We start from the raw sequence: 16,707 nt of genomic DNA on the forward strand, positions 1-16,707 counted from the left end.
GGCACCCCCCACCCCGGCAATCTCCGTCGTCATCCCGATGCGGAATGAGGGGCCGAATGTGCTGCCGCTGGTCGCGGAGATCGCGCAGGCGCTGGCCGGCCACGCCTACGAAATCATCTGCGTCGATGACGGCTCCACCGACGACACGCGCGACCGGCTGCTGGAGGCTGCGTCCCGCTACCCGGTCGTGGTGCTGCGCCATGCATCCTCCTGCGGCCAATCGGCCGGGGTGGTCAGCGGCGTGCTGGCCGCGCGGGCGCCCTGGATCGCCACGCTGGATGGCGATGGCCAGAACGACCCGGCGGATATCCCCGCTTTGTGGGCGCGCGCCCGGGCCGAGGGTGGCGGCGGCGACCTGCTGGTGGCCGGGCACCGCACCCAGCGCAAGGATAGCGGCGTGAAGCGGGTGACCAGCCGCATGGCCAATGCGGTCCGCGCCCGGCTGCTGGGCGATGCGACGCCGGATACCGGCTGCGGGCTGAAGGTGTTCCCGCGCGCTTTGTTCCTGGAACTGCCGCGCTTCGACCACATGCACCGCTATCTGCCCGCCTTGGTGCTGCGCGCTGGCGGGCGGGTGGTGAGCGAGGCGGTGAACCACCGGCCGCGGCTGCGCGGGCAGTCCAATTACGGCACGCTGGACCGGCTGGTGGTCAGCATCTCGGACATGCTCGGCGTGATCTGGCTGCAACGGCGCTGGAAACGGCCGGTGGCCGAACGGGTCAGCCGGCCCCCCTGGGCCCCGCCGGAGGGCTGAGACATGGCCGAACGCTGGAAGTCGCTGGCCAAGCTGCTGCTGCTGGCCGCCGGGCTGCTGGCTGCCGGCGCGCTGCTGCGGCAGATGGGCGGCGTGCCCGGCATGGGCTGGGTGGACCGTGAGCTGCGCGGCGAGGGGCATTGGGGCGAGCTGGTCTTCGTGCTGGTCGGCGCCGCGCTGACCGCCGCCGGCGTGCCGCGGCAGAGCATCGCTTTCCTCGGCGGCTATGGGTTTGGCGCGCTGCTCGGCACCGGGCTGGCGCTGGCGGCGCAGTTGCTGGGTTGCGCGGCATCTTATGCCTGGGCGCGGCTGCTCGGGCGGGATTGGGCGGAACGCCGCATGGCAGGGCGCTTCGGCCACCGGCTGCGGCCGCTGCGGGACGCGCTGCGCGCCAATCCCTTCGAGGCGACGCTGGCGCTGCGGCTGCTGCCTGTGGGGAATAATCTCGCACTCAACCTGCTGGGGGGCATGGCCGGGCTGGCGGCGGGGCCGTTCCTGGCGGCCTCGGCGCTCGGCTACCTGCCGCAGACGGTGGTCTTCGCGCTGCTCGGCAAGGGCATCCGGGTGGAGGGCGCCTGGCAATTGGCGCTCGGCGTCGGGCTGTTCTTCGTCTCGGCCGGCATCGGCCTGGTGCTGCTGCGCCGCCATCGCGCCGCCAGGGCGCTGGACGGCGAAAACTGACGCGCGGCTTGCGCCGGATCATGGACGCCCGACATGGTCCGGGAGAAGGAGTGGCCATGGATACGGATGTCGCCATCATCGGAGCCGGCCCCGCGGGGCTTGCCCTGGCCTGTGCGCTCGCCGGCAGCGGGCTGCGGGTCACCCTTCTGGAACGCGCGCCGGAGGCATCGATCGCCGATCCGGCCTTCGATGGGCGGGAGATCGCGCTGACCCATCGATCCCAGGCCATCCTGCGCGAATTAGGTGCCTGGGACCACATTCCCATGGCCGAGACGGCGCCCTTGCGCGAGGCCAAGGTGCTGAACGGCGCCAGCCCGCTGGCGCTGCGCTTCGCGCCGGGGCGGGCGGGGGAGCCGCTCGGGCGGCTGGTGCCCAACCAATTGATCCGCCGCGCCCTGTTTCAGGTGGCCGCCACGACGGAGGCACGGCTAGTCGCCGACCATGCGGTGACCGGCCTGGCGCTGGCGCCGCAGGGTGCCACCGTGACGCTGGAGGGGGGCGAGGCGGTAACGGCGCGGCTGGTGGTCGCCGCCGATTCGCGCTTTTCGCAGGCGCGGCGCCTGGCCGGGATCGGCGCGGCCACGCTGGATTTCGGACGCAGCATGATCGTCGCCCGCGTGGCGCATGAGGCGCCGCATGGTGGCGTTGCGACCGAATGGTTCGGCCATGGCCAGACCATCGCGATGCTGCCGCTGAACGGCGCGATGTCCTCGGCCGTGCTGACCCTGCCGCCGGCGGAGGCGGAGGCGGCGATGGCGATGACGCCCGAGGCCTTCGGGGCGGAGGTGACGCGGCGCTATGCCGGGCGGCTCGGCGCGATGACGCTGGCTGGTACGCGGCATCTGTACCCGCTGGTCGCCACCTACGCACATCGCTTCATCGGGCGGCGCTTCGCGCTGCTGGGGGATGCGGCGGTGGGGATGCATCCGGTGACGGCGCATGGCTTCAATTTCGGCCTGTCGGGCGCCGATCTCCTGGCCGGCGAGATCCGCGGCGCCAGCGATCCGGGCGCTGTGACGGGGCTGTTCCGCTATGCGGCCGCGCATCGGCGGGCGACGCTGCCGCTGTTCGTCGCGACCAATGCGGTGGCCAGGCTGTATTCGGATGACCGCGCCCCGGCCCGCCTGGCCCGCGCGGCGCTGATCGGGGCGGGGGCGGTGCTGGCGCCGGTGCGGCGGGCGATCGTCGCTGGGCTGATGGATGCGGCGCCGTTGCGGGCCGCAACGAAGTCTTGAATATTTTCCTATAGTCGGTTATGCCGCCATCCCGTTGCAGGGAGGCGCGCCATGGCCGAGATCGTCTGGACCCCGGGGAAGTTCACCGCTCAGGTGATCGACCCGGCGCTTGCGGCGCTGGCGCTGGATCCGCCGGATCGCTTGGTGGGGGTCCGGCAATTGCTGCTCGGCACCGCCTTGCAGGAAAGCGGCCTGCGGCATCTGCGGCAATTGGCCAACCGGGACGGCACGCGCGGCCCGGCGCTGGGCTATTTCCAGATGGAGCCGGCGACGCATGACGATATCTGGCGGACCTTCCTGGCCTTCCGCCCGGCGCTCACGGCTCGCGTGCGGGCGGTGCCAGGCCTCGCGGCCGGCCAGCCGAAGGCGGAGGTGCTGGTTCACCACCATGTCTATGCGGCGGTGATGGCGCGGCTGCGCTTCCGGCGCGCACCGGGGGTGCTGCCGGCGGCGGGCGATGTGCAGGCGATGGGCGCCTATTGGAAGGCGCATTACAACACTGTGCTCGGCAAGGGCCGGGCCAGCGAGTTCGAGGCAAAGCTGGCCGCGGCCCTGCCGGCGTTGTCTTCGGAACTCAGTGCAGGATGAACTGCCCCCCCGCATAGCGCAGCTCCGCCGGCTTGATCAGCGCGGCGGAGGCGACGCGGACGGAATGCAGCGGCCCCTCGATCTCGCGCTGCCAGAAGGCCAGGAATTTTCCGAGCGCCGGGAAGCTCGGCGCCAGGTCGTGCTTCTGCCAGATGAAGGTCTGCAGCAGGCCGGGATGGTCCGGCATGTGGTACAGGATTTCCGCCGTGGTCAGGCGCCAGTCGGGCACCGCGGCGGGGTTTGCGAAGCGTTCGAGGCCAGCGAGTTCCATCGTGCTCCTTCCCGGCCCAGCTTGGGGCCATTGCGCGTGTCCCGGGGGCAACGGCACCCCTGGAGCAGGTCAGCATGCCATGGAGGGAGGCCAGCCTTGCAAGAAAAACCTTCACAAACAGGGTGTTAGCACTCGCACTCGGAGAGTGCTGCCGAGACTTGACGTTGCGGGGGTGCTGGCCTACATCGCTGGCACTCCTCTGGGGGGAGTGCTAGCGGGCGCCGGTAGGGTTCGCTGGCCGCAATTATCTCCGGAAGAGCTTGCCAATCACTGGAAGCGACAGGAGAAGTCTCATGGGCTTTCGTCCACTGCATGACCGCGTTCTCGTTCGCCGTGTCACGGCCGAAGAGAAGAGCAAGGGCGGCATCATCATCCCCGACACCGCCAAGGAAAAGCCGCAGGAGGGAGAGGTCATCTCCGTCGGGTCCGGCACGCTGAACGACAAGGGCGAGCTCCGCGCGCTCGACGTGAAGGCCGGCGACCGCATCCTGTTCGGCAAGTGGTCGGGCACCGAAGTGAAGCTCGATGGCGAGGAGCTCCTCATCATGAAGGAGTCCGACATCATGGGCATCCTCGACACCCCTTCCGTGGCGAAGGCGGCCTGACGACGGCGGAAAGGGGCGCAGCACACCGCGCCCCGTCTCCGGCCGCTCGGCCATTTCTTCGCTTGGTTTCCTCAACGGATTGAACGGGATTTATCACCATGGCAGCAAAAGACGTTAAGTTCGGCGCCTCCGCGCGCGAACGCATGATCCGCGGCGTGGACATTCTGGCCGACGCCGTGAAGGTGACGCTGGGCCCCAAGGGCCGCAACGTGGTCATCGACAAGTCCTTCGGCGCGCCGCGCATCACCAAGGACGGCGTCACCGTCGCCAAGGAGATCGAACTGGCCGACAAGTTCGAGAACATGGGCGCGCAGATGGTGCGCGAAGTGGCCTCGAAGACCAACGACCCGGCCGGCGACGGCACGACCACCGCGACCGTCCTGGCGCAGGCGATCGTCCGTGAGGGTGCCAAGGCGGTTGCCGCCGGCATGAACCCGATGGACCTGAAGCGCGGCATCGACAAGGCCGTGACGCAGATCGTGGCCGAGCTCGAGGCCAAGACCAAGAAGATCACCACCTCCGCCGAAGTGGCGCAGGTCGGCACGCTGTCCGCAAACGGCGAGTCCGAGATTGGCGAGATGATCGCCAAGGCGATGGAGAAGGTTGGCAACGAGGGTGTCATCACCGTCGAGGAAGCCAAGTCCATCCAGACCGAGCTCGATGTCGTCGAGGGCATGCAGTTCGACCGCGGCTACGTCTCCCCGTACTTCATCACGAATGCGGAGAAGATGATCGCGGAGATGGAGAACCCCTACCTCCTCATCTTCGAGAAGAAGCTCTCCCAGCTCCAGCCGATGCTGCCGCTGCTCGAGGCCGTCGTGCAGTCCGGTCGCCCGCTGGTGATCGTGGCCGAGGACGTCGAGGGCGAGGCGCTCGCGACCCTGGTCGTGAACAAGCTGCGTGGTGGCCTGAAGATCGCCGCCGTCAAGGCGCCGGGCTTCGGTGATCGCCGCAAGGCGATGCTGGAAGACATCGCGATCCTGACCGGTGGCCAGGTGATTTCCGAGGATCTCGGCATCAAGCTCGAGAACGTGACCCTCGCCATGCTCGGCCGCGCCAAGCTGGTGAAGATCGAGAAGGAAAACACCACGATCGTCGACGGCGCCGGCGAGAAGACCGAGATCCAGGGCCGTTGCGAGCAGATCAAGGCGCAGATCGAGGAGACCACCTCGGACTACGACCGTGAGAAGCTGCAGGAGCGTCTGGCCAAGCTGGCCGGTGGCGTCGCCGTCATCCGCGTCGGCGGCTCGACCGAGGTCGAGGTGAAGGAGCGCAAGGATCGCGTTGACGACGCGCTGCATGCGACCCGCGCCGCGGTTCAGGAAGGCATCGTTCCCGGCGGCGGCACGGCTCTGCTGCGCGCCTCGACGAACCTGCACACCCTGAAGGGTGCGAACAGCGACGAGCAGGTCGGCATCGAGATCGTTCGCCGCGCCATCCAGGCGCCGCTGAAGCAGATCGCCGAGAACGCCGGCAAGGACGGCGCCGTGGTGGCCGGTGAGGTGCTGCGCACCGATACCTACACCTACGGCTACGACGCCCAGAAGGACGAGTACAAGGATCTGGTGGACGCCGGCATCATCGACCCGACCAAGGTCGTGCGCACGGCGCTGCAGGATGCGGCTTCCGTCGCGTCCCTGCTGATCACCACCGAAGCCATGGTGGCCGAGCGTCCGGCGAAGTCGGCCCCGGCCGGCGGCGGCGGCGGCGGCGGCATGGGTGGCATGGGCGGCGACATGGACTTCTGATCGCCCTGGCGGCCGGGCAACCGGCTGCCATTGCGAGCAGGATTTTGCCGAAGAAGGGAGGCGGGCCGCAGGGTCCGCCTCTTTTTTTTCTTCATGCAGACACAATTCTGACAACGCCGTGACCGGCAGTTCGAGGCCTTTGACACGCTGTTACGCGGGCCAGCATGCTCGCCGGGTCATCGCGTACGGCTCGCCTCACCGTGCATTCCGGACCATACCCCGGGGCCGCTCCACAGGTTCCGCCGCCGCATGGCGCCCCGCCCGGGCGATCGGCGTCCGGGCGAGCTTGTCTGGAAGGAGCCCGGTTCGCATGGCGACTGGCACCGTGAAGTGGTTCAACGCGACGAAGGGCTTCGGCTTTATCGTCCCGCAGGATGGCGGCAAGGATGTGTTCGTGCACATCACGGCCGTGCAGAAGGCGGGGCTGCAAGGCCTGAACGAGGGCCAGAAGGTCTCCTACGAGGTGGCGATGGAACGCGGCAAGGCCGCGGCCATCAACCTCCGCCCGCTATAGGGGCCAAGCTGCGGCAGGTCCTGCCGCAACCTACCCTTGGGCGGAGACACGCCCAGGGCCTACCTGTCAGGGCGGGGGTTCCCGCCCTTCTTTTTTGCCCACCGCGATATGTATCCACGGCGGGAACGATTCGCGGCTTTTTCGATGCCGCGTTCAGTCGGCATCCACCACGATCCGGATGGCGCCCAGCTCACGCAGGGTCGATTCCGCGGCGTGCTGGGTGGCCTCATCCGGTGCGCGCAGCCCGATCGCCGGCGCATCGCTCGGCGGCAGGCGCTGGGTCGGCTCCTCCGGCGTGTCGCTGACGGCGCTCGCGACCGCTTCACCGGCCACGCCCGCGCCGGTGCCGGCTGCCGCTGCGGCGGCCACGGCCGGCAACAGGGCGCCACCGGTGGCCACCACCAGGCCCGCCGCGCCCATGGCGCTTGCCGCCATGGCAATGCCGACGCCAAGCTGGCGGCGGTTGCGCAGGTCCGCTTCCTCCGGGTTCTCATCCGGCTGGTCCACCGGCGGGTTCGGGTCCGTGGTCGTGGGCGTGCGGCGCATGCCCTCGCCCCGCAGCTGCGCGACGGCGGCATCGCGGGATGCTTCATCGGCGAATTCGCCCCAAACCACCGGCAGGGCCTTCACGCCGCCGGATTCACCTGTCCACTGGCTGCTGTCCACCTTGATGGCCATGGCGTCCTGCTTCCTTATGCTGCTGTCAGCACAGGGAACGCAGGCCGCCGGCCGATGTTTCCAAAAGGAGGACATTGCGTGTTCGACCTGCCTGCGCTCGAGGCCGCCGCGAGACTGGTCCACGGGGTTTTCCCGCCAACGCCGCAATATGCCTGGCCGCTGCTGGCGCAGCGCGCGGGGGCGGAGGTCTGGGTCAAGCACGAGAATCACACGCCCACCGGCGCCTTCAAGGTGCGCGGCGGCCTGGTGTTCATGGAGCGTCTGAAGCGCGAACGGCCCGGGGTGCCGGGCATCATTTCCGCCACGCGCGGCAATCACGGGCAGTCCCTGGCCTATGCCGGTCAGCGGCTGGGCGTGCCGGTCACCATCGTGGTGCCGGAGGGCAATAGCCGCGAGAAGAATGCGGCAATGCGCGCCCAGGGTGCCCGGCTGGTGGAGCATGGCGATGACTTCGACGTGGCGCGGGAACACGCCATGGCGCTGGCGGCGGAACAGGGGCTGGAATTCGCGCCATCTTTCGCGCCGGACCTGGTGTGCGGCGTCGCCACCTATGCGCTGGAGCTGTTTCGCGCCGCACCCAGGCTGGATGCGTTGTATGTGCCGATCGGCCTCGGTTCCGGCATCTGCGGCTGCATCATGGCGCGCGACCTGCTGGGCCTGCCCACCGAGATCATCGGCGTGCAAAGCACCGGCGCCGATTCCTACGCCCGCAGCGTCGCCGCCGGCCGGGTGGTGACGACGGCGCGGGCGGAGACGCTGGCGGATGGCATGGCCACCCGCGTGCCGGACCCGGCGGCGCTGGCCATCATTGCCAAGGGCGCCGCGCGCATCCTGACGGTGACCGATGCCGAGATCGCCGATGCGATCCGCGCCTATTGGCAGGATACCCACAATCTGGCGGAGGGCGCCGGCGCCGCGCCGCTGGCCGCCTTGATGCAGGAGAAGGACCGGATGGCGGGCAAGCGGGTCGCCACCATCCTGTGCGGCGGCAATATCGACCTCGACCTGTTTCGTGATTGGGTGCTCGCCGCATGACCACGCTGCTTCGCAACTGCCGCCCGATGGGGGGCGCGCCCACCGACCTGCTGATCGAGGGCATCACGATCAGTGCCATGGGGCCGGGCCTCGCGGCACCGCCCGGCGCCACGGTGCTGGACGGGCAGGGGATGCTGGCGCTGCCGGGATTGGTCGAGGGGCACACCCATCTCGACAAATCGCGCTGGGGCATGGGCTGGTGGGTGAATGAGGTCGGGCCACGGCTGATCGACCGGATCGACACGGAACGCGCCACGCGGCGGTCCGGCTTCGACCCGGCCACCCAATCCGCGCGGCTGGCGGGGGCGTTTCTCGCCCGCGGCACCACGCGCATCCGCAGCTTCGCCGATGTGGATACCGAGATCGGCACCGCCCATAGCGATGCGCTGGTGGCGCTGCGCGAGGAGCTGCGCGGCACCATGGACATCCAGGTGGTGGCCTTCCCGCAATCCGGCCTGCTGGTGCGGCCGGGCACCCTGGAATTGCTGGACCAGGCGCTGCGGAATGGCGCGGATATCGTCGGCGGACTTGATCCCTCTGGCATCGATCGGGACCCCAAGGGGCATCTGGATGCGGTGTTCGGCCTGTCCCAGAAGCACGGCAAGCCGCTGGATATCCATCTGCATGAGCCGGGCGAGCTTGGGGCTTTCGCGCTGGAATTGACCATCGAGCGGACGCTGGCGCTCGGCATGCAGGGGCAGGTGGTGCTGAGCCATGCCTTCTGCCTGGGCGACGTGCCGCGCGCGCCGGCGCTGTTTGCGGCACTGGCGGAGGCCGGCATCGCGGTGGCCACCACCGCGCCACCCTCCCGCGCCGTGCCATCCGTGCGCGCCATGCGGGCCGCGGGCGGGCGAATTTTCGCCGGCAATGACGGCATCCGCGACACTTGGACCCCCTACAACATGCCGGACATGTTGCAGCGGGCCATGCTGGTCGGGCTGAAGAACGAATTCCGGCGCGATGACGAGATCGCCTGGGCGTTGTCCACCGTCACCGACTGGGCCGCCGAGGGCTGCGGCTTCGGCGAGTACGGCCTGAAGGTCGGTGCGCGGGCCGATCTGGTGCTTGTGGAGGCCGAGACGGTGGCGGAGGCGGTGGTCGCCACCCCGCCGCGCCGCCTGGTCCTCAGCCATGGCAGGGTGGTGGCGCGGGACGGGGCGCTGGTTTCGTAGCCGATCAGATAACCTGGAAGCGCGCCTTCGCCGCACGCTCGATCGCGCCGGCGATCAGCCGGTCCAGATCCAGGCCGATGCGGAGGTCCTGCAGGAAGCGCAGTTCCTCCTGCGTCGCATCGCCATCGGCGGCGCAGACTTCGCAGGCCAGCAGATAGGCGGTCTCCCGCAGCCGCATCGGCAGCGTGTCGCACAGCATGGCCATGGCGCGGTCCAGGCCATCGGTGCGGCCGAGCAGCTTGGCCACGGTGTCCGTCACCGTCTCGATATCCGTGGAATGGAAATCGGCGAAGACGGGCAGGTCCTGCACCATGCGCGACATCATGGCGAGTTCCGGGTCCGACATCGGTCCATCGGCCACCGACATCAGCACCATGGCGCAAACCAAGGCTTCCTGCGCGGTGAAGCTGGAAACCTGCAGATCAGGGGCGGCGGCGCGGCTGGGCATGGTGGGTCTCCGGTCTTTGCCCGTTGGTCGCCCCGCAAGCGCGGCGGGTCAAGCGGCAAGCACTACACATCCCATCCAATGGCGCGGCGCAGGAAGGCCGCACCGAGGGAGGCGAAGGCCGCAACCTCCGCATTGTCCTTGCCATAGCCATGGCCGCCGGCCTCGGGCTCCAGAAGCGAGGCATCGTAGCCCAGCGCCTGCAGCTTCGCCGCCATCTTGCGGGCATGGCCGGGATGCACGCGGTCGTCGCGCCGGGTGGTGGCCAGCAGGATGGGCGGGTAGGGGCGGCCGGGCTCTGCAGCGTGATAGGCGGAGAAGTGGCGGATGAAGGCCCAGTCGTCGGCTTTGTCGGGATCGCCGTATTCCGCCATCCAGGACGCCCCGGCCAGCAGCTTCGTGTAGCGCCGCATGTCGATCAGCGGGATGGTGCAGAACAGGGCGCCGAAACGCTCCGGGTAGCGGGTCAGCATATTGGCGATCAGCAGCCCGCCATTCGACCCGCCCTCCGCCGCGATGCGGCCCGGCACCGTCACGCCGCGCGCCACCAGATCCGCGGCGATGGCGGCGAAGTCGTCGTGGCTTTTCACCTTGTTGGCGAGCCGCCCGGCTTCGTGCCAGGCCGTGCCGAATTCACCGCCGCCGCGGATCTGGCCGAGCACGGCGGTGCCGCCCTTTTGCAGCCAGAGCAGGCCGGAGGTCGCGGCGTAATAGGGCAGGCGCGAGATCTGGAAACCGCCATAGGCGGAAAGATGCACCGGCGCGCGGCCGGTTTCGTCCTTCGGGCCGACCTGGACATAGGGGATGCGTACGCCATCCGAGGACACCGCCTCATGCCGCGTCACCGTGAGCCCGGTGGCATCGAAGCTGGCGGAGGAGGATTTCAGCAGCGCGGGGGTGGTGGGGGTGGTGGCGGTCAGCTTGAGCTGCGGCGGTGTCACCGGGTCCTGCGCCATCACCAGCAGCGTGCCGTCCGATTCCTCCGCCTCCGTGTCCAGCGCCCAGAGGTCCACCACGCCGATGCGCGGCAGGCCGGGCACCTCCTGCCGCTGCCAGCCGGATGCGCTGGGGGTCAGCAGGGCGAAGTGGGGTTCGAGATTGTCCAGGATGTGCAGCACCAGCGTGCCGTCGCACCAGAAGAAGCCCTGCAAGGCGCGGCGCGGTTCCGGCGTGAACAGCACCTCCGGCACCGGCGCGCCGCCAAGCGCGGAGTCGAAGGACATGCCCAGCAGGGTGTCGGGCGGATAGGTGGTGCCGGCCACGGTCCAGGGCGTGCGCGGCTTGGCGGCGAGGAAGCCGCGCTGCCAGGCGTAGTGGGCATCCGTCGGCAGCGGGATTTCGCGCTGCGGGCCGCTGCGGTCGCCGAGATGGATGCGGGCGTCGTAGAAGCCGAGCTGTTCGTGGAAGACCACGACCTCCCGCCCGCCTTCCCGGTCCACCCCGGCGCCGGCGCCCATGCTGGTTTCCGGCACCTCGAAAATGGCGGGTGCCTGCATCGGGTCGGTGCCGCGCCGCCACAGCCGCACCGTGCTGGCGTAGCCGGAGGTGGTGGCGCCGAGCAGCGCGGAGGACAGCAGCAGCGTGTCCCGGTCCAGCCAGGCGGCGCTGGATTTCGCCTCCGCCAGATGAAAGCCATCGGCCGGGAAAGCGCGGGTGGGCAGGTCGAATTCGCGCAGCACCACCGCATCCCCGCCGCCGCGCGACAGGCGCAGCAGGGCGCGGTCGTGGCTGCCGAACAAAGTGGTGGCGCCCTTCCAGATCCAGTCGGCGCCCTCCGCCGTGGCCAGCGCGTCGAGGTCGAGCAGCACGTCCCAATCTGGCGTGTCCGACCGGAAGCTCTCCATGCGGGTTCGGCGCCACAAGCCGCGCGGGTTCGCCGCGTCGGTCCAGTAATTATATAGGAATGGCCCGCGGCGGGTGACGTGCGGCAGGCGACCGGGGCGGTCGAGCGCCGCCGTCAGCGCCTCCCGGTCCGCCGTCACGCGGTCATCGGCGAAGCGGGCGCGGGTGCGGGCGGTCTGCTCGGCCACCCAGGCCAGGGCGCGTTCGCCCTCCACCTCCTCCAGCCACAGATACGGGTCGTCATCCGGCGCGTCGAGGGTCGGTCGCAGATCCATCGGTCTCAGCTCTCCGCCAGGAATTCGCGGGTTTCCGCCACGGCATCGCGCAACCCGAGCCGCTTCACCACCACCCCTGGCGGCAGCCCGGCCAACAACCGGGACGGGCAGGATTTGTCCAGCAGGATGAAAACGCCCTTGTCATCGCCGCGCCGGATCAGCCGGCCGAAGGCCTGGCGCAGCCGGTGGCGGGCGATGGCGTCGTCATAGGATTTCGGCTGGCCTTCCGAGAGATGGGTGCGGCGTTCCCGGTGCAGGATCGAAGGGCGCGGCCAGGGCACCCGGTCGAAGACCAGCAGGCGCAGCGACCTTCCGGGCACATCCACGCCATCCCGCATCGCATCCGTGCCGAGCAGGCAGGCATGTTCCTCGGCGCGGAAGACATCGACCAGGGTCGCATTGTCCATCGCATCGACATGCTGGGCGTAGAGGGGAATGCCGCGCTCGGCCAAGGGCTGGGCGATGCGTGATTGCACGTCGCGCAGCCGCCGCACCGCGGTGAACAGGCCGAGCGCGCCGCCGCCGGATGCCGTGAACAGCGCGCGATAGGCGGAAGCGACCTGCGCCGGATCGCCCTTGCTGACATCCTCCACCACCAGGGCGCGGGTGCGGGTGGCGTAGTCGAAGGGGGATGCGACGGCGGCGCGGATCGCGGGATTGGGCAGATGCGCCGCGCCGGTGCGGGCCTCCGCCGCGCGCCAGGCGGATTCCCGGTCCTCCTCGCCTTCCGTGGCGCCGGCATGGTCGCGGAGCGTGGCGGAGGTGATGAGCACGCCATGCGCGGGCGCGGCGACGGCCATGGCGAAGGGCTGGGTCGGGTCGAGGTGGTGGCGGTGCATGCCGCAATCGACCTCGCGGCCCTCGCGGCGATCCAGCGCGAACCAGTCGACGTATTCGGGGCGCGTGCCGGGCGGCTTTGGCGGGCTGGAGAGGGTGCCGAGCATGGCGCACCAGGCGGTCAGCGGCATCAGGGCGCGGCGTTCCAAGCCGCGGCAGGCGGCCTCGATGCGGATGCGGTCGCCGACCTCCAGCTCCTCCGCCTCATCTTCCAGCCGTGCGGCCAGGCGGTCATGCAGCGCCTGGAGGGGGTTCTTCAGGCGGGTCAGGCTCTCGGCCAGCGCGGCGCCGGCCTCGGACACGGGCTCCGGCAGCGGGTGCAGGTCGCATTCCACGCCGTAGCCGGCTTCCTCATCCTTCGCGCGGGCCAGCACCTGGCGGCGGACGGATTGGAGGAACCCCTCCGCCGTACCGCGCGGTTCATCGAGATCGGCCAGCCGCGTGGGCCAGCCCGGGGCGGGCAGGGCGCGCGCGGCCTGGAGGGCCTCCTCCAGCGGCAGCAGCAGGTCCGGGCGGTCGCCGATCAGCTCCTCCAGCCGCCGGGACAGGCCGCGGGCGCGGGACCTTCCGCCCTCGGCACCCAGCAGCCAGCGGCGCAGTTCGGCCGCTTCACCGCCCGTCAGGTCGGCGGAAAAGGCGGCATCGGCCGCGTCGAACAGGTGGTGCCCCTCATCGAAGATCAGGCGCTGCGGCTTGCCATCCTCGCCGCCGCCCAGCGCCGCCTGCACCATCACCAGCGCATGGTTGGCGATGACCAGGGTGGCGCCGCGGGCGCGGCGGATGGAGTGTTCGACGAAGCATTGCTTGTAGTGGCCGCAGGCGGAGTGGATGCACTCACCGCGCCGGTCGGCCAGCGGCCAGACATGGTGCGGGCCGAACAGCTCGGTCAGCCAGCCGGGAAAGTCGCCGCCCTGCAGATCGCCATCCCGCGTCGCCAGCGCCCAGCGGGAGACCAGCGCCAGCGGCAGCAGCACCCCGGCCATGGAGGCGGCGCCGACCGCCTCCTCCATGTTCAGCAGGCAAAGGTAGTTCTCCCGCCCCTTGCGGACGACGATGCGGCGGCGGCGCTCGGCGGGCTCGGGGTAGAGGCGCGCGGCTTCCTGGTCGATCTGGCGTTGCAGGTTGCGGGTGAAGGTGGAGATCCAGACCGGCGCGCCATTGCGTTCCGCCCAGAGGCTGGCAGGCGCCACGTAGCCCAGGGTCTTGCCGGTGCCGGTGCCCGCTTCCGCCAGCACCAGGTTCGGCGCGCCGCGCACCTCCCGCGCCTGGAAGGCGCCGGCGGCGGCGGAGGCATAGTCGGCCTGCTGTGGGCGCTGCTCCGCGCCCTCGCCGAGAATCTCGGCCAGGCGGCGGCGGGCATCGGTGGCGGAGACGGGGTGGTGCGCCGGGGGCGGGGGCGGGGCCACCTCCTCCCATTCCGGCAGGCGGCGCCATACCTTCAGCGGATCGAGCGAGGGGCGGGCCTGCTGGCCGAGGGCAGCGAGCACCGAATCGGCCCAGGGCCAATGCGTCTCCGCGCCCAGCTTGGCGGCCAGCGCGGCGGCGTCGCGGTTCAGCGGCGCGTTGCGGCCGGCGGCGAGGTGGCGGAGCATCGCCGTGGCGAGTTCCGGCAACAGCGCGGCGAGGCCTTCCTCATCGGCCGGCGGGTCGCGGTCCAGCGCCAGGGCCAGGCCGCGCGGCGTGGGGGCGGCGGGGCGGGCGGGCTGGCAGAAGGCGAAAAGTTCCAGCAGGTCACAGGCCGGGAAGCTGCCGAGGCCCAGGCGGCGCGCCGTGGCCGGCGCATGCACCACCATGGGCGGCGGCATGTCCCGCAGCCGGCGGCCGATCTCGATGGCGGGGCCGGAAAACAGTTCGCCATCCGGGGTGAGGAGGGTGCCGCGCCCGAAACCGGCGATCAGCGCCGGGCTGTCCGGCAGCAGCAGGCGCGGCTGCCGGAGCTCGGCTGTGGGGCGAGGCATGGTCATGCCGCCAATGTGGCGGCATCACCCGAAAGAACAAAGAGCGAAACCATCATAATCACGCCCAAAAGGGCAGGTTTCCGCTCAGGCCGGTACGCGCAGCGCGGGGATACGCTCCGCGATCTGCACGGCGTTCAGTGCCGCGCCCTTCAGCAACTGGTCGCCGCAGAGGAAGAAATCGAGGCCGCAATCGCCGAAGACGGGGTTGGCGCGGATGCGGCCGGCCTCGACATCGTCCTGGCCGGTCGCCGTCAGCGGCATCGGGTAGAGCAGGGCGGCCGGGTCATCCAGCACCTTCACGCCGGCGGCCTGGCGGAGTGCGGCGCGGGCGGCCTCGGCGGTGACAGGCCGCTCGGTCTCGATCGTCACGCTTTCGCCGTGCACGCGCATGGTCGGGATGCGGACGGCGGTGCAGGAGATCAGAAGATCGGGCAGGCCCATGATCTTCCGGGATTCCCAGGCGACCTTCATCTCCTCCCGCGTATAGGCGTTCGGCTGGAAGCTATCGATGTGCGGGATGACGTTGAAGGCGAGGGGATGGGCGAAGACCTCGTTCCGGGCCTTCTCGCCATCGACCAGCACGCGCCGCGTCTCCCGCTCCAGCTCCACCATGCCCTCCGCCCCGGCGCCGGAGGCGGCCTGGTAGGTGGAGACGATGACGCGCTTGATGCCGAAGGCGGCGTGCAGCGGGGCCAGCGCCACCACCAGGATGGCGGTGGTGCAGTTCGGGTTGGCGATCAGCCTGGCATCGCCGATGGCCGCCGCATTCACCTCCGGCACCACCAGCGGCACGCCCTCCTCCAGCCGGAAGGCGGAGGAATTATCCACCACGGTGACGCCGGCGGCGACCAGGCCGGGGGCGTGCTTCTTGGCAAAATCGCCGGAGACGGCGAGCAAGGCGAGGTCCAGGTCGCGCGCGGCCTCCTGGCTGAATTCCTCGATCACCGTATCGCCGAAGGGCGTGGGCATAATCGTGCCGGCACTGCGACCCGAGGCGAAGAGGCGGAGTTTCGTCACGGGGAAGCGACGCCGCCCGAGGACCTCCACCAATTCCCGCCCCACCGCTCCGGTGGCGCCGATCACACCCACACGCATCACACGCTGCTCCTGTTCCCAAAGGGGCAGATCGCATAGCGCAAAGCGCGGCCGCGGCCAATCACGCGATGGGCATGACCTGCTGCGTGTCCAGGTCATAGTAGGCGCCGACGATCTTCAGGCGCTCGGCCGTGGCAGCGGCGGCGAGCACCGGGCTTTCGGTCAGCAGGCGGGTGACGTTCAGCGCCACATTGGCGCGCACCGTGCCCTCCACCGGGTCGCCGCCGGCACGCAGCGCGGCCAGGGCGGCGGGCAGCATGGGCAGCAGCATGTCGCGCAGATGCGCGGGCAGGGCCAAGGGCTGCTGCGCCAGGGCCACGGCCGCGCCGGCGGCGCCGCAATGGGCGTGGCCGAGCACCATGATCAGCGGCACGCCCAGATTGCTCACGGCATATTCCAGGCTGCCGATGGCGCCGGTATCGGCCAGGTTGCCGGCGTTGCGGGCCACGAAGATGTCACCGAGCCCGGCCTGGAACAGCACCTCCGGCGCGGCGCGGCTGTCTGCGCAGCCGAGCACGGCGGCGAAGGGCGCCTGGCCGGTGGCGAGGATGGCGCGGCGTTCCAGATTGCTGGGGCCGGGCTGCGCCATCTGGGCCAGGAAGCGCTGGTTGCCCTGCATCAGCCGTTCCAGCGCCTGGTCCGGGGTCAGGCTGGTGGGTGGCATGGCGCTGGTCGCGCGTGCCGGCCGCACAAGGGCGGCGCCGGCCGCCAGCCCGGCCAGGGCGGCGACGAAGCTTCGGCGGCCGCGCCCGGCGGAAGGGGTGGCGCGGTGGGCGAAGGGGGCGCAGCAGGCGCAGGGCGGCATGGCAGGTTCCTTCGGCGGCCGGACGAAGCCAGTTCGTAGTGTCAACAATCGGCAGGAAGCTAGACCATGTTCAACCTAAGCGGAAATAGCTTCGGGAGTCTGAATTTTGGGCGGCGTTGAGACGGCCTCGCCTGGACCGCACGCGGCACCTATAAGGCGGCACAGACCT

At 70.3% G+C, this 16,707-nt stretch carries 16 protein-coding genes; 9 read left to right on the forward strand and 7 right to left on the reverse strand.

Going from position 1 to position 16,707, the window contains the following annotated elements; genetic code table 11:
- The 4 genes from Q8S40_RS00970 to Q8S40_RS00985 form a co-directional block, all read left to right on the forward strand.
- Positions 1–754, forward strand: a 754-nt coding sequence (locus tag Q8S40_RS00970) for a glycosyltransferase family 2 protein (RefSeq protein WP_305668932.1), incomplete at its 5' end; no start/stop codon positions are given.
- 3 nt (positions 755–757) lie between these two features.
- Positions 758–1,435 carry a TVP38/TMEM64 family protein gene (locus Q8S40_RS00975; RefSeq protein ID WP_305668933.1) on the forward strand — a complete coding sequence of 226 codons (678 nt, stop codon included), beginning with the start codon at positions 758–760 and terminating at the stop codon, positions 1,433–1,435.
- Between the two features lie 56 nt (positions 1,436–1,491).
- A complete protein-coding gene (ubiM, locus tag Q8S40_RS00980; protein ID WP_305668934.1) occupies positions 1,492–2,670 on the forward strand; it encodes a 5-demethoxyubiquinol-8 5-hydroxylase UbiM in 1,179 nt (392 codons plus the stop codon).
- Between the two features lie 51 nt (positions 2,671–2,721).
- Entirely contained in the window at positions 2,722–3,258 is a 537-nt protein-coding gene (locus Q8S40_RS00985) for a hypothetical protein (protein ID WP_305668935.1), read from the forward strand.
- On the opposite strand, the gene Q8S40_RS00990 is transcribed toward Q8S40_RS00985, so the two are convergent.
- Positions 3,245–3,529 (reverse strand): usg protein, encoded by a 285-nt coding sequence (locus Q8S40_RS00990; protein ID WP_305668936.1) that lies wholly within the window; start codon positions 3,527–3,529, stop codon positions 3,245–3,247. The two genes, Q8S40_RS00985 and Q8S40_RS00990, sit on opposite strands and share 14 nt — an antisense overlap.
- 293 nt (positions 3,530–3,822) lie before the next feature.
- On the opposite strand from Q8S40_RS00990, the gene groES reads away from it, so the two are divergent.
- The 3 genes from groES (at position 3,823) to Q8S40_RS01005 (ending at position 6,396) form a co-directional block, all read left to right on the forward strand.
- Entirely contained in the window at positions 3,823–4,134 is a 312-nt protein-coding gene (gene groES / locus Q8S40_RS00995; protein ID WP_304814245.1) for a co-chaperone GroES, read from the forward strand.
- A 98-nt stretch (positions 4,135–4,232) separates the two neighbouring features.
- Complete coding sequence (groL, locus tag Q8S40_RS01000; protein WP_305668937.1) at positions 4,233–5,882, forward strand: chaperonin GroEL; 1,650 nt, start codon at positions 4,233–4,235, stop codon at positions 5,880–5,882.
- Between the two features lie 310 nt (positions 5,883–6,192).
- The gene (locus Q8S40_RS01005) at positions 6,193–6,396 is read left to right on the forward strand and encodes a cold-shock protein (RefSeq protein WP_168050971.1); all 204 of its coding nucleotides are present in this window, start codon (positions 6,193–6,195) and stop codon (positions 6,394–6,396) included.
- 153 nt (positions 6,397–6,549) lie between these two features.
- On the opposite strand, the gene Q8S40_RS01010 is transcribed toward Q8S40_RS01005, so the two are convergent.
- Positions 6,550–7,074: a hypothetical protein gene (locus Q8S40_RS01010; protein ID WP_304808770.1), complete on the reverse strand. Its 525-nt coding sequence runs from the start codon at positions 7,072–7,074 to the stop codon at positions 6,550–6,552.
- Positions 7,075–7,152: 78 nt separating this feature from the next.
- Here Q8S40_RS01010 and Q8S40_RS01015 point away from each other — a divergent pair, with 78 nt between their 5' ends.
- Both Q8S40_RS01015 and Q8S40_RS01020 read left to right on the forward strand, forming a co-directional pair.
- Positions 7,153–8,109, forward strand: a complete 957-nt coding sequence (locus Q8S40_RS01015; RefSeq protein WP_304808769.1) for a threonine dehydratase — start codon at positions 7,153–7,155, stop codon at positions 8,107–8,109.
- Positions 8,106–9,281 (forward strand): amidohydrolase family protein, encoded by a 1,176-nt coding sequence (locus tag Q8S40_RS01020; RefSeq protein ID WP_305668938.1) that lies wholly within the window; start codon positions 8,106–8,108, stop codon positions 9,279–9,281. The genes Q8S40_RS01015 and Q8S40_RS01020 overlap by 4 nt, the downstream gene beginning before the upstream one ends.
- 4 nt (positions 9,282–9,285) lie before the next feature.
- Here the strand turns inward: Q8S40_RS01020 and Q8S40_RS01025 are convergent, their stop codons facing one another.
- The 5 genes from Q8S40_RS01025 to Q8S40_RS01045 all read right to left on the reverse strand — a co-directional run bounded on the left by Q8S40_RS01025 (position 9,286) and on the right by Q8S40_RS01045 (position 16,538).
- A complete protein-coding gene (locus Q8S40_RS01025; RefSeq protein WP_304808765.1) occupies positions 9,286–9,729 on the reverse strand; it encodes a tellurite resistance TerB family protein in 444 nt (147 codons plus the stop codon).
- A gap of 62 nt (positions 9,730–9,791) precedes the next feature.
- Positions 9,792–11,843 carry a prolyl oligopeptidase family protein gene (locus tag Q8S40_RS01030; RefSeq protein WP_305668939.1) on the reverse strand — a complete coding sequence of 684 codons (2,052 nt, stop codon included), beginning with the start codon at positions 11,841–11,843 and terminating at the stop codon, positions 9,792–9,794.
- A 5-nt stretch (positions 11,844–11,848) separates the two neighbouring features.
- Positions 11,849–14,644, reverse strand: coding sequence for an ATP-dependent DNA helicase (locus tag Q8S40_RS01035; protein ID WP_371136782.1), 2,796 nt, complete (start codon positions 14,642–14,644; stop codon positions 11,849–11,851).
- A 78-nt stretch (positions 14,645–14,722) separates the two neighbouring features.
- A complete protein-coding gene (locus Q8S40_RS01040) occupies positions 14,723–15,733 on the reverse strand; it encodes an aspartate-semialdehyde dehydrogenase (RefSeq protein WP_305668940.1) in 1,011 nt (336 codons plus the stop codon).
- A 61-nt stretch (positions 15,734–15,794) separates the two neighbouring features.
- Positions 15,795–16,538 (reverse strand): carbonic anhydrase, encoded by a 744-nt coding sequence (locus tag Q8S40_RS01045; RefSeq protein WP_305668941.1) that lies wholly within the window; start codon positions 16,536–16,538, stop codon positions 15,795–15,797.
- Positions 16,539–16,707: the final 169 nt, after the last annotated feature.

The organism is Falsiroseomonas sp. (assembly GCF_030695085.1).
GTDB lineage: Bacteria > Pseudomonadota > Alphaproteobacteria > Acetobacterales > Acetobacteraceae > Falsiroseomonas.

What these genes read in the sequence shown, in the direction of transcription:
- Q8S40_RS00975 (WP_305668933.1), top strand. Translation starts at nt 758, where the DNA reads ATGGCCGAACGCTGGAAGTCGCTGGCCAAGCTGCTGCTGCTGGCCGCC.
- ubiM (WP_305668934.1), top strand. Translation starts at nt 1,492, where the DNA reads ATGGATACGGATGTCGCCATCATCGGAGCCGGCCCCGCGGGGCTTGCC.
- Q8S40_RS00985 (WP_305668935.1), top strand. Translation starts at nt 2,722, where the DNA reads ATGGCCGAGATCGTCTGGACCCCGGGGAAGTTCACCGCTCAGGTGATC.
- Q8S40_RS00990 (WP_305668936.1), bottom strand. Translation starts at nt 3,529, where the DNA reads ATGGAACTCGCTGGCCTCGAACGCTTCGCAAACCCCGCCGCGGTGCCC.
- groES (WP_304814245.1), top strand. Translation starts at nt 3,823, where the DNA reads ATGGGCTTTCGTCCACTGCATGACCGCGTTCTCGTTCGCCGTGTCACG.
- groL (WP_305668937.1), top strand. Translation starts at nt 4,233, where the DNA reads ATGGCAGCAAAAGACGTTAAGTTCGGCGCCTCCGCGCGCGAACGCATG.
- Q8S40_RS01005 (WP_168050971.1), top strand. Translation starts at nt 6,193, where the DNA reads ATGGCGACTGGCACCGTGAAGTGGTTCAACGCGACGAAGGGCTTCGGC.
- Q8S40_RS01010 (WP_304808770.1), bottom strand. Translation starts at nt 7,074, where the DNA reads ATGGCCATCAAGGTGGACAGCAGCCAGTGGACAGGTGAATCCGGCGGC.
- Q8S40_RS01020 (WP_305668938.1), top strand. Translation starts at nt 8,106, where the DNA reads ATGACCACGCTGCTTCGCAACTGCCGCCCGATGGGGGGCGCGCCCACC.
- Q8S40_RS01025 (WP_304808765.1), bottom strand. Translation starts at nt 9,729, where the DNA reads ATGCCCAGCCGCGCCGCCGCCCCTGATCTGCAGGTTTCCAGCTTCACC.
- Q8S40_RS01030 (WP_305668939.1), bottom strand. Translation starts at nt 11,843, where the DNA reads ATGGATCTGCGACCGACCCTCGACGCGCCGGATGACGACCCGTATCTG.
- Q8S40_RS01035 (WP_371136782.1), bottom strand. Translation starts at nt 14,644, where the DNA reads ATGACCATGCCTCGCCCCACAGCCGAGCTCCGGCAGCCGCGCCTGCTG.
- Q8S40_RS01040 (WP_305668940.1), bottom strand. Translation starts at nt 15,733, where the DNA reads ATGCGTGTGGGTGTGATCGGCGCCACCGGAGCGGTGGGGCGGGAATTG.
- Q8S40_RS01045 (WP_305668941.1), bottom strand. Translation starts at nt 16,538, where the DNA reads ATGCCGCCCTGCGCCTGCTGCGCCCCCTTCGCCCACCGCGCCACCCCT.